Below are 14,321 nucleotides of genomic sequence, written 5' to 3' on the forward strand. Positions count from 1 at the left end.
CATCATTGAACAATGAAAGGATGCACATGAAATATCAGGCTGTCATTTCCGGCGCCGGCCCAGTTGGATGCTGGCTCGCCGGTGAGTTGCAACTTGCTGGCGTCTCGACTCTTCTGCTGGATCAAAGCGAATCGATTGATCCGCAGTCGCGCGCCTTGACCGTACACCCACGCACTATCGAGACCTTTGCGTCCCGAGGCATGGAGACAACGTTTCTTCAAGAAGGCGTTGCGATCCCGGCCGGCCACTTCGCACTTTTGGACTATCGACTCAACTTTAGTCCACTTGAATCTACCTACCCCTTCACACTGGCCATTCTTCAAGCCAGAACCACCGAGTTGCTGCAACAGCGTGCACGCGAACTCGGCGCCGAGATCCGTCGTGGGCATCGGGTCGAGTCATTCACGGAAAACGACTCCGCGGTCACGGTAGCGGTGCAGGGTCCTACGGGGTCATATCAGGTGGAAGCCCAATACCTGGTTGGTTGCGATGGCGTGCGAAGCACGGTACGCAATTGCGCCGGCATTGCCTTCCCCGGAACGGACCCCACCGTGTACGGCTGGTTGGGTGACGTCATTCTGGACTCGCCGCCTACCGACGTTGCTTTCAACAAGTGGACGTCCGACGGCACGATGGCGGTCGTCAAACTGACTGACAAGCTTCACAGGCTTGCCGGAATTTCGCCCGATGACGTCCAATCCAAGCATCCCGGCGATTTTACACTCGAGGAGTTGCGGGAGAAGACCATCGCGATCATGGGGACTGACTACGGAATGCACAGCCCTGCGTGGCTTGCTCGCTATAGCAATACGGCCCGGCAGGCGGCGACATACCGAAAAGGACGCGTTCTACTGGCTGGCGATGCCGCTCACCAGCATTTCCCTGCTGGTGGCGTCGGACTCAATGTTGGGATTCAGGACGCCATGAATCTTGGATGGAAACTTGCCGCAACCATTAACGGCTGGGCACCACAAGGGTTGCTCGACAGCTACCACACGGAACGGCATCCGGTCGGTGAAGCTCTTCTTGAACACACGCAGGCGCAGACGTTGCTGATGAGCGTATTCACGAATGAATGTCGAGATCTTCGGTCCTTGCTGCAGAAGCTGATCCTAGACAATCCGGAGCTCGAGATGAGCCTCGTCAAGCGGCTGACTGGCTTGGCGGTGGCATACCCATCCGCCGATCCATCGGCTCACCCTCTGGTCGGCCAGCGTGTTCCGAACCTGGCGTTCCAACGCCCCGGTGGGCGCCCCTTTGAAACGCTCCACGCAGGTCGCTATGCCCTGATCGATATGCGGACGGATGCGGAGTTCTCCAGCCCTCTTCGCGCCGGCGATCTCGGTGGTCATGCCGGGATGCATGTAACCGCGCATTGCGGTCCATCAAGCGCCGATACTCCTGCCGCCTGGTCCAATCTCACCGCCATGCTGGTACGCCCGGACGGGTATCTTGCGTGGGCGAGCGAGAGTACTGACACAGCCACATTGAAAGGTGAATTGGCCAAAGCAGGCAACGCCATGTTCGCAAAAATCGCCGCCTCCGCGCCGGAGGTACTCTGATGTCCACCCTCCTGACTCCTGGCGGTGAAGCCGGCAACGGCCCGGTGGACTTTCCTGACACGATGCTAATTGGCGGGACCCTAGTTCGGGGCGCGGACTCGATGGACGTGGTAAATCCCGCCACAGGCGGAGTCCTGGCCGTCGCACCGCGCGCATCGGCTGCTCAAGTGGACCAGTCCATTGCAAGTGCAAAGGCAGCGTTTGCGACGTGGTCGCGCACCGATCTGTCGTACCGGCGAAGCGTCCTGCGCGACATTGCCGATGTGGTTGAAACGAACGCGCAGCAACTTGCCCGTCTTCTCACACAGGAACAGGGCAAACCTCTTGCCGACGCGATGGCGGAAGTCCAGGCTACCGCTACGTTCTTTCGGCATGTCGCTGCGGCCGAGTTGCCAACGACGTCCCTGGAACACAGCGATATTCGACGGGCCGAACTGCATCGACGCCCGCTGGGCGTGGTGGCAATCATCGTACCGTGGAATTTTCCGCTGCTGCTGATGGCCTTCAAGGTACCCGGGGCGCTTCTGACCGGCAACACCGTAGTCGTGAAGCCGGCGGCGACGACGCCACTCACCACGTTGATGTTTGCACGGCTAGTCGCGCAACTGGTTCCTGGCGGCGTTCTCAACGTGATAACGGACGCAAACGACCTGGGTGGAATTCTGACTTCGCATCCGGATGTCGCCAAGGTGTCGTTTACCGGGTCGACGACCACCGGATACGCGGTGATGGCAAATGCGGCGAAGACGCTGAAGCGCGTCACGCTGGAGCTCGGTGGAAACGATCCGGCAATCGTGCTGGATGACGCCGTAACGGCTGACATCGCCCAAGGCATATTCCGCGCCGCGTTCTTCAATGCTGGCCAGGCGTGCATTGCCATCAAGCGCCTGTACGTCCACGCATCCATCTACGACGAACTTTGCACCGCCCTCGCGGGTCTTGCCGCTGGCGTCACGGTCGGTAACGGCTTGGACAGCCGGACGACCATGGGACCTCTCCAGAACCGCGCTCAGTACGAAAAAGTCAAGCACATCGTGGCCGAGGCGGCGACGAAAGGGAGAATTGTCAGCGGCGGGCTAATCGATGATGGGGACGGCTACTTCATCCGTCCCACCATCGTCGCCGACATTGAGGAAGGGACCCGCCTGGTCGACGAGGAGCAGTTTGGTCCCGTGCTGCCGCTGATTCGCTATACCGATCTGGACGACGCCATCCAGCGGGCAAATGCCAGCGAGTATGGCCTTGGTGCATCGGTGTGGTCCTCCGATGTGGTCCGGGCACGTGCTGTTGCCGAGCAACTGGTATGCGGCAGCGTCTGGATCAACCAGCATCTCGACCTTGCGCCGAATATTCCTCAGGCGGGAGCAAAACAGTCCGGTTTCGGCGTGGAGCTTGGCAACGATGGTCTCCTGGAATTTACGCAAATTCAAGTCATTAACGTTCGTCTTGACGAAGTACAAACGGAGTTGAACTGATGAAAGGCAATGTGCGCTGCATCAATCCCCCGGGACTTCCGAAACTCGAGAGCGTGATCTCCCATGCAATCGTGGTCGAACCGGCAGGATTGATCTATGCCTCCGGGCAGCTTTCGTGGGATGAGAACGGTGTGCTCATCGACGGAACCATGCTCGACCAATTGTTCCGGGCTTACGCCAATATCGACGTCGTTCTTCAGGCCGCAGGTTCGTCGCGGGAGAAGATCGTGAACGAGGTGATCTACCTGGTCAACTATTCCCCCGATAACGCAGGCCAACTCGTCGCCGCGCTTGCGGCGATCCGCCCCACCGGGTCCGTTCCACCCGCGAGTACCGTCGTCGGCGTTCAGTCGCTGTTTGCCCCCGGCTTTCTCGTTGAAGTGCAAGTCGTCGCGACAACCTGATCGTGTAACGAAAGCCGGCGTCGCAATGGATTCGCACCGGGATGGCGTGGGTCCAGGTCGGCCCCAGCCGCGAGAGCGGTTCAACCACAACGGCAAGTGCGCCGGGTCGTCACAGGTCGACGCTTGATCAACAACCTTGACCTCCGGCAGCTTAACTCACCGCCAAGGACCCGGCGCGCGCAACGCCGGCAGACACCACAAACCTGCCAACGTTCTTCCTCGGCCTCACCTAACGGCGTATGCGGATCTTGGCCGAGTACGTCCTCCTGGTGATCGGAATCTAGTCTCACCGGTTCGCGCCAAAAGGTAACGCCGACGAACTGGCCTCAGTTCTGGCGCCGTGCACCCGCGCTCGTCCCGAAGACGATGCTGACGCTGACTGCAAGCCAGATGTATCACGACAACAAAGGAGACAGTGGTGAAATTGAATCGTTTTGCAGCAGTTGCCCTGGCCGCGTGCTCGGGTTCCGCACTGGCACAGTCGAGCATTACACTTTACGGCGTGGTCGATGCCAACATCGAGTATGTGAACCACGTGGGCGCGGTGCCGACAGCGGCCAATGGATTTAATCCTGGGCCTGGGCATGATGTTGTTCGCGCGAACTCAGGCGGCTTTTCCGGGTCTCGCTGGGGTATCCGCGGTGTGGAAGACCTCGGCGCAGAAATGCAAGCCGTGTTTGTGCTCGAAAATGGATTTAACGGCGATGCCGGTACGGTGCAGCAGTCGGGCCGACTATTCGGTCGGCAGGCCTTTGTGGGGATAAAGCATGCGACCTATGGCCAGATCAGCCTTGGACGTCAGTACACCTCATTGTTCGACAGCATTGTCAACTTTGTGCCGACGTACTTTGCCACGCAATACGAACCAATCACGCTTTTTACCGGTTCAAACTTCCGTGAGGACAACACGCTCAAGTACACCTTGAACGTGACGAATTTCACGGGTGTGGCGCACTATTCCTTCGGCACCGGCTTGGCGCTGCCGCAGACCGTGGAGTCCGGCCTGGCGATCGGCGGGAATGGCGAAGTGCCAAGCCAGGCGCGAAGAGACAGCGCCTATGGCGCATCGCTGTCCTATACCGGTGGTTCGCTGTGGGCAGCGATCGCGTACGACCAGTTCAATCCCTCCATTGGCACGACAAGTAGCACGAGCAGTGGCAGTTTCAAGAAAGCCACGGCGGCCGTCAGTTACAGTTTCCCGTGGGGACGCGTGATGGGCGGCTATCGATGGGGGCAAAACAAGATGCCATCGGGAGCCACGATCGGACGCGATGATTTCTTCTGGTTCGGTGGCATCTATCAGGTAACGCCGGCGTTTAGTCTGATGCTCGAGTACGACTATGACAAGGTTCGCAACGTATTCGGCAACACGAGCGTTGCGAATCCCTGGCAGGTGAACCTGATTGCCGATTACAACTTCTCGAAGCGAACGGACGTGTACCTGTCGGTCGCCTATGCCAAGCATGCAGGGTTGGGGCTCGACTCGGCGTTGATTGCAAATGCGGTTAGCCTTGCGCTGGGTAACAGCTATGCGCGTGGCAACGGCAACTCGTCGATGATGGGTGTGTCAATTGGCGTGCGGCACAGATTCTGACGTACCCGAGCGCAAGCCATCCTACCTCACGTCTGCCAACCGCTGGCAAACGAATCGGACGGCTTGCGGCGGCATGCCAATGGCGGCGGTTAGCGGAACACGTTCTCAAACAATGGTCGTGATGCGCGAAATGCTACACTAACGACGTTAGTTTTTAAGAGCTTCCACTAAAACCTGCACCGATGAAAGCCCCGAGAATTCAGCGAAATCAAGTGATTGACGCAGCATTGACGCTGTTGGAGGAGGAAGGCCTGGAGGGGCTGACCATGCGCAAGCTTGCCCAGGCGCTGCAGATTCAAGCCCCTTCGCTGTATTGGCATTTTGAGAGCAAAAGCGCATTGCTAGACGGCATGGCCGATGCCCTCGTGGAATCTGTCGCCGTCACTGTTGCTGATGACAACCAGCCCTGGGATAACCGCATGCGCCAGATTGCTGGGGAGTTGCGCCAAGCGTTGCTGAAGCGTCGCGACGGTGCCCGCGTGTTTGCCGGTACCTACGTTGTCACGGACAACATGCTGCGCATCAGCGAAAACATGATCGATGCGCTTGTCAAGGCAGGCTTCCCCTCCGGTCGGGCTGCGACGCTCAGTTTTAGTATTGCCTACTACGTCTTGGGGTTCGTGACCGAAGAACAGGCACTTGGCCCTGAAGGAGTACCTGACCTGGACACTCGCAAGACAGCCTTCTTTGAATTGGCGAAATTAAAGTACCCGCAGAACTGGGCCGCACGTCACGCAATTTTTTCCGAAGACTTCGATGGGCGATTTGCTGTTGGTCTCGACACTTTGCTTGCCGGCATCAGCACCCAGATCGATCATGTGGCCCAACACGCGAAATCGAAGCCATCCAGGAGTCGCACGATAGCTTCCAAAGCGAAGGCTCCGCACAAGGCTAAAGCGTAACGGCATTCTGGAGGCATTGGCCGTAGGGGCGGCAACGTCCTCAGTTAGCAAAGCCGCGATAGCCTGATAAGCTACCTTGCAGCGGACGCGCTACTTTCACACTCCGTTTTGCGGCCGAAACGCGCGTCGCGCGCCGGCGACTGGCCGAACATGCGGCCATATTCGCGCGTGAATTGCGGCACGCTTTCATAGCCGACGGCAAACGCTGCGCGGCTCGCAGTGGCGCCTTCGGCTTGCATCAGCCGTCGAGCCTCCACGAGCCGAAGATGCTTCTGGAACTGCAGCGGTGTCAAAGAGGTCACCGTCAGGAAGTGCTGGTGGAAGGCGCTCTGGCTCATACCCGCCACTGCGGCGAGGCGCTCGACCGTAAGGGGCTTGTCGAATTCAGCGCGAATCATTGCCACGGCGCGAGCCACCCGTTGGGCATTTCCGTTCGCTTTGGCTAGCTTGCGCAGTGCCGAGCCATGGCGGCCCATCAACAGCCAATAATGCAATTCGCGCACCAATGAGCCCTGCAAGATCTCCGCCGCCATCGGACGGTCGAGCAACCGGACCAGCCGCAGCAGCGCATCGGCAACTTCGGCGTCCGCCGGGTCCACGCGCACAGGCTTTTCGTCGACCTCCCCTACCACACCGATTTCCTCGCTCAGCGCGGCAACGAGCCCTGCATCGAGCTCCATGCAAACCGACAGGTAGGGTGCGGCAATGCTCGCCTTCGTGATCTGACTGACGGTAGGCACGTCCGCCGTAATCAGCAGCGATTCGCCGGCGGCGAAATCGAAATCCTCGGTGCCCATTGTCACCCGCTTGCCACCCTGTTGCACCATGCAGATCATGGGCCGTGATATCGAGTAGAGAAGCGGGCTTGGCGATGCGGCATGCACGATGGTGAGGCCTGGAATGGGCTTCGCCATTACTCCGGAGGCGAGGGCATCGACATGGCGCTTGGCGGCGGAAAGCAGTCTGGATTCCATGCCCGGAAGATTACACCGTGCCGTGCGCCTACGCATCGAATTTGCAGGATCAGGCAAGAAACACGGAGCTTCAGACAACTCGCCAGCGCCGCGCCATTCGATACTGATTCCCGTCAATCCACCCCGAAGAAAGTAGCCAATCATGACCCGCATCACCCTTGTTACCGGCGCAAGCCGCGGCCTGGGCCGCAACACTGCATTGAGCATCGCCCGTCAAGGCGGGGATGTTGTCATCACTTACCAGAGCCGCGAGGAGGAAGCCAAGGCCGTAGTGGAGGAGATCGAGGCCATGGGCCGCAAAGCAGTGGCATTTCGGCTCGACGCCGGAAGCGTCGGCGTTTTTGGTGCTTTCGCCGAGCAACTGCGCCATGCCCTGCAACAGCACTGGGGACGGCCGACCTTCGATAGTCTCGTCAACAACGCCGGCCATGGCGACTACGCGATGATCGGAGAGACCACCGAAGCACAGTTTGACCGGCTGGTGGACGTCCACTTCAAGGGAGTGTTTTTCCTGACGCAGGCACTGGCTCCACTCATCACGGACGGCGGTAGCATCGTCAACCTTTCATCGGGGCTAACCCGCATTAGCTATCCTGGATACGGCGCCTATGCCGCAGTGAAGGGCGCGATCGAAGTGCTGTCCGTCTACATGGCCAAGGAACTGGGCTCGCGCGGAATCCGTGTCAACACCGTCGCCCCGGGCGCCATCGAAACCGATTTCGGTGGCGGCGCGGTGCGGGACAACGCCGAACTCAACCAGTCCTTCGCCACCATGACCGCACTGGGACGCGTCGGCGTGCCCGACGATATCGGCGCCATGATCGCCCGCCTGCTTTCAGACGACAACCGATGGGTTAATGCGCAACGGATCGAAGTGTCTGGGGGACAGTGCATCTGAAGATGGCGGCTCGTAAGGTCGACGCCGGTTGGTGAGCGTCACCAGCCACCGGCGTCTGGGCGCCATAGTCACACCCTGTTGGCTTCCAGTGCCCCGGGGGCGGCCATCCGCGCAATCTTCTACAACCACACTGGCGAAGTCGGCAATGCCGACACCTTCGGATGCTTCCGTATCCGGAGAATGGTCACAAAATGAACGCGTGCCTGATACCTAGCCTTTGAACAGGATTGGCTGCGAAGTCTCTACGCGACTGCTTCCGCAGACGCTGACGCGGCAGCCGCCTCCACCAAAAGCGATAACAGTTGGGCACCTTCCGCGACCTGCTCGCCGCTGCCATAGAGAATCTCGCCGACCCTCCCGTCGTTCGGGGCAGTGATGGTGTGCTCCATCTTCATCGCCTCCATCACCAATAGCGGCATGCCCCGCGTGACCTGGCTGCCTGGTTCGACCATGACGGCAATGACCTTGCCAGGCATTGGCGCGGTCAGCTTGCCGCCTTCGTCTTCGTCTTCCCCGGCATGCGATAGCGGGTCGAGCCATTCCAGCGTCGTGTGCTCGCCGCCTTGGAAGACGTGCGCCGTATCCCCGTCTTGATGTACTTGCCCGTGGGTACGGCGCGTGCCCAGGTCCACGCGGATGTCGTCGGCGTTGAATGTGTAGGCGAACGGCGCGGCCTGGTCCGCGCAGATCAGCGTGCTGCGGCGCGTGTCGCGGGTATCGCCTTTAAGCACCACTTCGAGCTTGTGCCCGGCACTCTGGAAGTTCAGCGCGCGCGCATCGCAGCCGTTGAGGCGCCAGCCGCTGGCGTGTGTCCACGGCGAATGACGGTCGGCTTCGTCGATGCGGCGCTCGCGCGCCTCGCGTTCCAGCAGCGCCGCCACAGCCAGCGCGATGGCCTCGATGCCCACCGATTTCTGCGGCGGGAACAGCACGGTCTGGTTGCGCTCGATCAGGCCCGTATCCAGATCGGCCGTGCGGAACGCTTCGGACTTCAGCAGCCGCTGCAAGAACGCCACGTTCGTCGACAACCCCACGACGTGATAGTGCGCGAGCGCCTGGCTCATGCGATGCAATGCTTCATCGCGATCACGGCCCCAGACGATCAGCTTGGCGATCATCGGGTCATAGAACGGGCTGATGGTGTCGCCCTCCCGCACCCCGGCGTCGATACGGATGCCCGCAGGGCCGTGAAAGTCTCCGCCGCGCATGAACTGCACCGCCGGCGGCGTGCGCAGGAAGCGCAGCGTACCGGTAGAGGGCAGGAAACCCTTCTCCGGGTTTTCGGCGTAGATCCGCGCTTCCAGCGCGTGGCCGTCGATCTTCAGTTGCTCCTGCGTCAGCGGCAGCGGCTCGCCCGAGGCGACGCGCAACTGCCACTCCACGAGATCCTGGCCCGTGATCATCTCGGTAACCGGATGCTCCACCTGCAGGCGCGTGTTCATCTCCATGAAGTAGAACGAGCCGTCCTGATTGGCGATGAACTCGACCGTGCCCGCACCCACATAGCCGACGGCACGTGCCGCGGCCACGGCGGCCTCGCCCATGGCGCGGCGACGCTCTTCCGTCATGCCCGGCGCGGGCGCTTCTTCCAGGACTTTCTGATGGCGACGCTGCACCGAACAGTCGCGCTCGAACAGGTAGACGCAGTTGCCAAGCGTATCGGCAAAGACCTGGATCTCGATATGGCGCGGACGTGTCAGGTATTTCTCGACGAGCACCTTGTCGTCGCCGAAGCTGGCAAGTGCCTCGCGCTTGACCGAGGCCAGCGCGGCCTCGAAGCCCTCGCCCGCCTCCACCACGCGCATGCCCTTGCCGCCGCCTCCGGCACTGGCCTTGAGCAGCACCGGATAGCCGATGCGATCGGCCTCGCGCCGCAGCAGTGCCGCATCCTGATCCTCGCCGTGATAGCCGGGCACCAGCGGCACCGCAGCCTTCTCCATCAACTGCTTGGCCGCACTCTTGCTGCCCATCGCGTGGATGGCCTCGGCCGGCGGGCCGATGAAGACGAGTCCCGCTTCCGCGCAGGCACGGGCAAAGTCCTCGTTCTCCGAAAGAAAGCCGTAGCCCGGGTGAATGGCCTGGGCGCCGGTTTCCTTCGCCATCTCGATGATGTGGTCCGCGCGCAGATAGCTGTCGCGTGCGGCCGGGCCGCCGATATGCACGGCCTCGTCGCAAAACGCCACATGCCGTGCGTCGGCGTCTGCGTCCGAATACACGGCCACCGTGCGAATGCCAAGGCGGCGGCAAGTCGCCGCTACGCGGCAGGCAATCTCGCCACGGTTGGCGATCAGGATCTTGTTGAACATGATTGTTCCTTTACATGCGGAAGACGCCGAACTTCATGTCGCCAATCGGCGCATTGAGGCTCGCTGACAATCCCAGGCCCAGCACGGTGCGCGTCTGCGCGGGATCGATGACGCCATCGTCCCAGAGCCGCGCGCTCGCAAAATACGGATGACCCTGGTGTTCATACTGCTCGCGGATCGGGGACTTGAACGCTTCTTCCTCGTCAGCGCTCCACTTCCCACCCTTGGCCTCGATACCATCGCGGCGCACCGTCGCGAGCACACTCGCGGCCTGCTCGCCACCCATCACCGAAATCCGCGCGTTCGGCCACATCCACAGGAAACGCGGCGAATACGCGCGGCCACACATGCCGTAGTTGCCTGCGCCGAACGACCCGCCGATGATGACCGTGAACTTCGGCACCTGCGCCGTCGCCACAGCGGTGACCATCTTTGCGCCGTTGCGCGCAATGCCTTCGTTCTCGTACTTGCGGCCCACCATGAAACCCGTGATGTTCTGCAGGAACACCAGCGGAATCTTGCGTTGGCAGCACAGTTCGATGAAGTGCGCACCCTTCAGCGCCGACTCCGAGAACAGGATGCCGTTGTTCGCGATGATGCCCACGGGGTAGCCCCAGATGCGCGCGAAGCCGCAGACCAGCGTGGTGCCGTAGCGCGCCTTGAACTCGTCGAACTCGGAACCATCGACGATGCGTGCGATGACCTCGCGCACGTCGTACGGCTTGCGCGTATCGGTGGGAATCACGCCATACAGTTCTTCTACCGGATACAGCGGCTCTTGCGGTTCGTGCAAACGAATCTGGTCGGGCTTGCGACGGTTCAGGTGCTGCACGATATTGCGTGCGAGGGAGAGCGCGTGATGATCGTTCTGCGCGAAGTAGTCGGCCACGCCCGACAGGCGTGTGTGCACGTCGGCGCCACCGAGATCTTCCGCGCTGACTTCTTCACCGGTAGCCGCCTTCACCAGCGGCGGACCACCCAGGAAGATCGTGCCCTGGTTCTTGACGATGATCGACTCGTCGCTCATCGCGGGCACATACGCACCGCCCGCCGTGCACGAACCCATCACCACGGCGATCTGCGGAATGCCCTGCGCGGAGAGATTCGCCTGGTTGAAGAAGATGCGGCCGAAGTGATCGCGATCGGGAAACACATCGTCCTGGTTCGGCAGGTTCGCGCCACCCGAATCCACGAGGTAGATGCACGGCAGGTTGTTCTGCTCGGCGATCTCCTGCGCGCGGATATGTTTCTTGACCGTCATCGGGTAGTACGTGCCGCCCTTGACCGTGGCGTCGTTGCAGACGATCACGCATTCCTGCCCTGCCACGCGGCCGATGCCGGTGATGATGCCGGCGCCGGGCGCGGCATTGTCGTACATGTCGTAAGCCGCCAGTTGCGACAGTTCGAGGAACGGCGTACCGGGGTCAAGTAACTGCTGCACGCGATCACGCGGCAGCAGCTTGCCGCGCGACAGGTGCTTGTCGCGTGCGGCCTCTCCACCGCCTTCGGCCAGTTTGGCGACCTTCTTTTCAAGGTCGCGCACAAGCAACTGCATGGTCTCGGCATTCGCCTTGAAGGCCTCCGAGCGTGCGTTGAGTTTGGTCTCGATTCTTGGCATGGCTGCTGTCCCCGCTTACATCGTTTCCGCGAACAATTCGCGGCCGATCAGCATGCGGCGGATTTCCGAAGTGCCCGCGCCGATCTCGTACAGCTTGGCGTCACGCCACAACCGGCCCACCGGATACTCGTTGATATAGCCGTTGCCGCCCAGGATCTGCACCGATTCGCCGGCCATCCACGTGGCCTTCTCGGCGGTGTACAGGATCACTGCCGCGCAGTCCTTGCGCACCTGGCGCACATGATCGGTGTCCAGCGAATCGAGGTTCTTGCCCACCGTGTACAGGTAGCTGCGCGCGGCCTGCAGCGTGGTGTACATATCGGCGACCTTGCCCTGAATGAGCTGGAATTCGCCGATGCTCTGGCCAAACTGCTTGCGGTCGTGGATGTACGGCGTGACCACGTCCATGCAGGCCTGCATGATGCCGACCGGGCCGCCCGACAGCACGGCGCGCTCGTAGTCCAGCCCGCTCATCAGCACCTTGGCGCCGCTGTTTTCCGCGCCGAGGATGTTCTCGACGGGCACTTCCACGTCCTGGAACACCAGTTCACCGGTGTGCGAGCCGCGCATGCCGAGCTTGTCCAGCTTCTGCGCCACCGAGAACCCCTTCATGCCCTTCTCGACGATGAACGCGGTCATGCCGCGCGCGCCGAGGTCCGGCTCTGTCTTGGCGTAGACCACCAGCACGTCGCAGTCAGGACCGTTGGTGATCCACATCTTGGTGCCGTTCAGCACGTAGCGGTCGCCCTTGAAGTCCGCGCGCAGCTTCATGCTGACCACGTCCGACCCGGCGTTCGGCTCGCTCATGGCCAGCGCACCGATCCACTCGCCCGACACCAGCTTCGGCAGGTACTTCGCTTTCTGGGCGTCGGTGCCGTTGCGGTGGATCTGGTTCACGCACAGGTTCGAATGTGCCCCATAAGACAGTCCGACCGATGCCGATGCGCGGCTGATCTCCTCCATCGCGATCATGTGCGCGAGGTAGCCCATGTTGGCGCCGCCGTATTCTTCAGCCACGGTGATGCCGAGCACGCCAAGGTCGCCCATCTTCTTCCAGGCGTCCATCGGAAACTGGTCGGTGCGGTCGATCTCGCCGGCGCGCGGCGCCAGTTCGGCCTGGGCCCAGTTGCGCACCGATTCGCGCAGCATCTCGATGTCTTCGCCAAGGTCGAATCTCAGGCCAGGAAGTTCATACATGGTGGGGGTCTCCAGTTTTATTTCGCATCCAGTATGGATATGCGGATGACGTTGTATCGAGTCTATGAGGGGTAGGCGTTATTGCAAAATCATCAATTCAGACTTCTGGTATCCGACGAACGCATACCATCTTCAACCCCGTGTACTCGATTGCAGCGCGCGGGCCACCTTCGACGCTGCTGGTCGGCCAAGGTACGAAGAAATGAACTGACTGGCGGCAAGCAGCGGAGCCATATCGACACCCGTTTCCACACCGAGCGCGTCGAGCAGGTAGATCACGTCCTCCGTGGCGACATTGCCGGAAGCACCTTGCGCATAGGGACAGCCGCCGAGTCCTGCCACTGACGAATCGAAAGTCGCCATCCCGAGTTGAAGCGAAGCGTGGATATTGGCGATCGCCATGCCATACGTGTCATGGAAGTGGCCGGCCAGTTTTCCCATCGGCACACGCCTGGCCACCTGCTGCAACATGCGCTGCACCTTCACCGGCGTTCCCACGCCGATGGTGTCGCCTAAGGACACTTCGTAGCATCCCATCTCGATCAGGGCACTGGCCACGCTGGCAACTTTCTCGGTGGGTACATCGCCGTCATACGGGCAGCCCACCACGCACGACACATACCCTCGCACCGGCACGCCATCCGCATGCGCGGCGGCCAGCACCGGTTCAAAGCGCGCGAGACTCTCGGCGATCGAACAATTGATGTTCTTCTGCGAGAAGGCCTCGGAGGCCGCAGCGAAGATGGCTACCTCATCGGCGCCGCCATCGCGGGCTGCCTCATAGCCTTTCATGTTTGGTGTAAGCGCCGCATAGCGGACGTCGGGCTTTCGAACGATGCCTTGCAACACATCGGCGTTGTCAGCCATCTGCGGCACCCACTTTGGCGAGACGAAGGCGGTCGCTTCGATCGTCGCCAGGCCGGCATTGGCCAGTCGTTCGATCAACGCGATCTTCACGTTGGTGGGTACGAGCGCTTTCTCGTTCTGCAAGCCATCTCGGGGACCCACTTCAACGATCTTCACCGTCCGGGGGATGCCGCCATCAAAATGTTCCATGCTCACTCCTGTTCCTCACCAAGAACGCTTCATGCTGCTACCGGGACCTGATGCGGGCAAACGCTGCCGTCATGGCGTTCGCGGCAGGCCGGAGCCCCAAATCTGTTTGCCGGCTTTCCCGTCCGGCTGCATCGGTGCCGCACTGCCCAGTACACGCCGCGACAGTGGAGGTTGTCCTGTCCCAGTACCTCCTTGGCCCAGTTGAGCAGCGCGTCGTCCGGATACCACTGCAACTCGGCCGCACTGCCGAGAACGACAGCCACGTCGGTGGCCGATCGTGTAAGCAATGCGTTCACCAGCAGAGAACCCAATGCGTGCTCCAGCATGTCCGTGTT

General features: G+C 61.2%; 12 protein-coding genes. 6 read left to right on the forward strand and 6 right to left on the reverse strand.

Going from position 1 to position 14,321, the window contains the following annotated elements:
• Window positions 1-26 precede the first annotated feature (26 nt).
• From EV147_RS07635 to EV147_RS07655, 5 genes are all read left to right on the forward strand, one after another.
• Entirely contained in the window at window positions 27-1,562 is a 1,536-nt protein-coding gene (locus tag EV147_RS07635) for an FAD-dependent monooxygenase (protein ID WP_130390491.1), read from the forward strand.
• Window positions 1,562-3,037 carry an aldehyde dehydrogenase family protein gene (locus EV147_RS07640; protein ID WP_235844626.1) on the forward strand — a complete coding sequence of 492 codons (1,476 nt, stop codon included), beginning with the start codon at window positions 1,562-1,564 and terminating at the stop codon, window positions 3,035-3,037. Before EV147_RS07635 ends, EV147_RS07640 begins: the two co-directional genes overlap by 1 nt.
• A complete protein-coding gene (locus tag EV147_RS07645) occupies window positions 3,037-3,441 on the forward strand; it encodes a RidA family protein (RefSeq protein ID WP_130390492.1) in 405 nt (134 codons plus the stop codon). Before EV147_RS07640 ends, EV147_RS07645 begins: the two co-directional genes overlap by 1 nt.
• Before the next feature lie 418 nt (window positions 3,442-3,859).
• The gene (locus EV147_RS07650; RefSeq protein WP_130390493.1) at window positions 3,860-5,035 is read left to right on the forward strand and encodes a porin; all 1,176 of its coding nucleotides are present in this window, start codon (window positions 3,860-3,862) and stop codon (window positions 5,033-5,035) included.
• 212 nt (window positions 5,036-5,247) lie between these two features.
• The gene (locus EV147_RS07655) at window positions 5,248-5,937 is read left to right on the forward strand and encodes a TetR/AcrR family transcriptional regulator C-terminal domain-containing protein (protein WP_235844627.1); all 690 of its coding nucleotides are present in this window, start codon (window positions 5,248-5,250) and stop codon (window positions 5,935-5,937) included.
• A 71-nt stretch (window positions 5,938-6,008) separates the two neighbouring features.
• Here the strand turns inward: EV147_RS07655 and EV147_RS07660 are convergent, their stop codons facing one another.
• Complete coding sequence (locus tag EV147_RS07660) at window positions 6,009-6,911, reverse strand: AraC family transcriptional regulator (protein WP_130390495.1); 903 nt, start codon at window positions 6,909-6,911, stop codon at window positions 6,009-6,011.
• A gap of 142 nt (window positions 6,912-7,053) precedes the next feature.
• On the opposite strand from EV147_RS07660, the gene EV147_RS07665 reads away from it, so the two are divergent.
• Window positions 7,054-7,809: an SDR family NAD(P)-dependent oxidoreductase gene (locus EV147_RS07665; protein WP_130390496.1), complete on the forward strand. Its 756-nt coding sequence runs from the start codon at window positions 7,054-7,056 to the stop codon at window positions 7,807-7,809.
• Window positions 7,810-8,051: 242 nt separating this feature from the next.
• Here EV147_RS07665 and EV147_RS07670 read toward each other — a convergent pair whose 3' ends face one another.
• From EV147_RS07670 to EV147_RS07690, 5 genes are all read right to left on the reverse strand, one after another.
• Window positions 8,052-10,115 carry an acetyl/propionyl/methylcrotonyl-CoA carboxylase subunit alpha gene (locus EV147_RS07670; protein WP_130390497.1) on the reverse strand — a complete coding sequence of 688 codons (2,064 nt, stop codon included), beginning with the start codon at window positions 10,113-10,115 and terminating at the stop codon, window positions 8,052-8,054.
• Between the two features lie 10 nt (window positions 10,116-10,125).
• Window positions 10,126-11,733 carry a carboxyl transferase domain-containing protein gene (locus EV147_RS07675; protein WP_130390498.1) on the reverse strand — a complete coding sequence of 536 codons (1,608 nt, stop codon included), beginning with the start codon at window positions 11,731-11,733 and terminating at the stop codon, window positions 10,126-10,128.
• Between the two features lie 15 nt (window positions 11,734-11,748).
• Complete coding sequence (locus tag EV147_RS07680) at window positions 11,749-12,930, reverse strand: isovaleryl-CoA dehydrogenase (protein ID WP_130390499.1); 1,182 nt, start codon at window positions 12,928-12,930, stop codon at window positions 11,749-11,751.
• Between the two features lie 132 nt (window positions 12,931-13,062).
• Window positions 13,063-13,986 carry a hydroxymethylglutaryl-CoA lyase gene (locus tag EV147_RS07685; protein ID WP_130390500.1) on the reverse strand — a complete coding sequence of 308 codons (924 nt, stop codon included), beginning with the start codon at window positions 13,984-13,986 and terminating at the stop codon, window positions 13,063-13,065.
• Window positions 13,987-14,015: 29 nt separating this feature from the next.
• Entirely contained in the window at window positions 14,016-14,312 is a 297-nt protein-coding gene (locus tag EV147_RS07690) for a hypothetical protein (protein WP_130390501.1), read from the reverse strand.
• Between the last annotated feature and the right edge of the window lie 9 nt (window positions 14,313-14,321).

This window comes from Cupriavidus agavae, assembly GCF_004217045.1.
In the GTDB taxonomy this organism is placed as follows: Bacteria; Pseudomonadota; Gammaproteobacteria; order Burkholderiales; family Burkholderiaceae; genus Cupriavidus; species Cupriavidus agavae.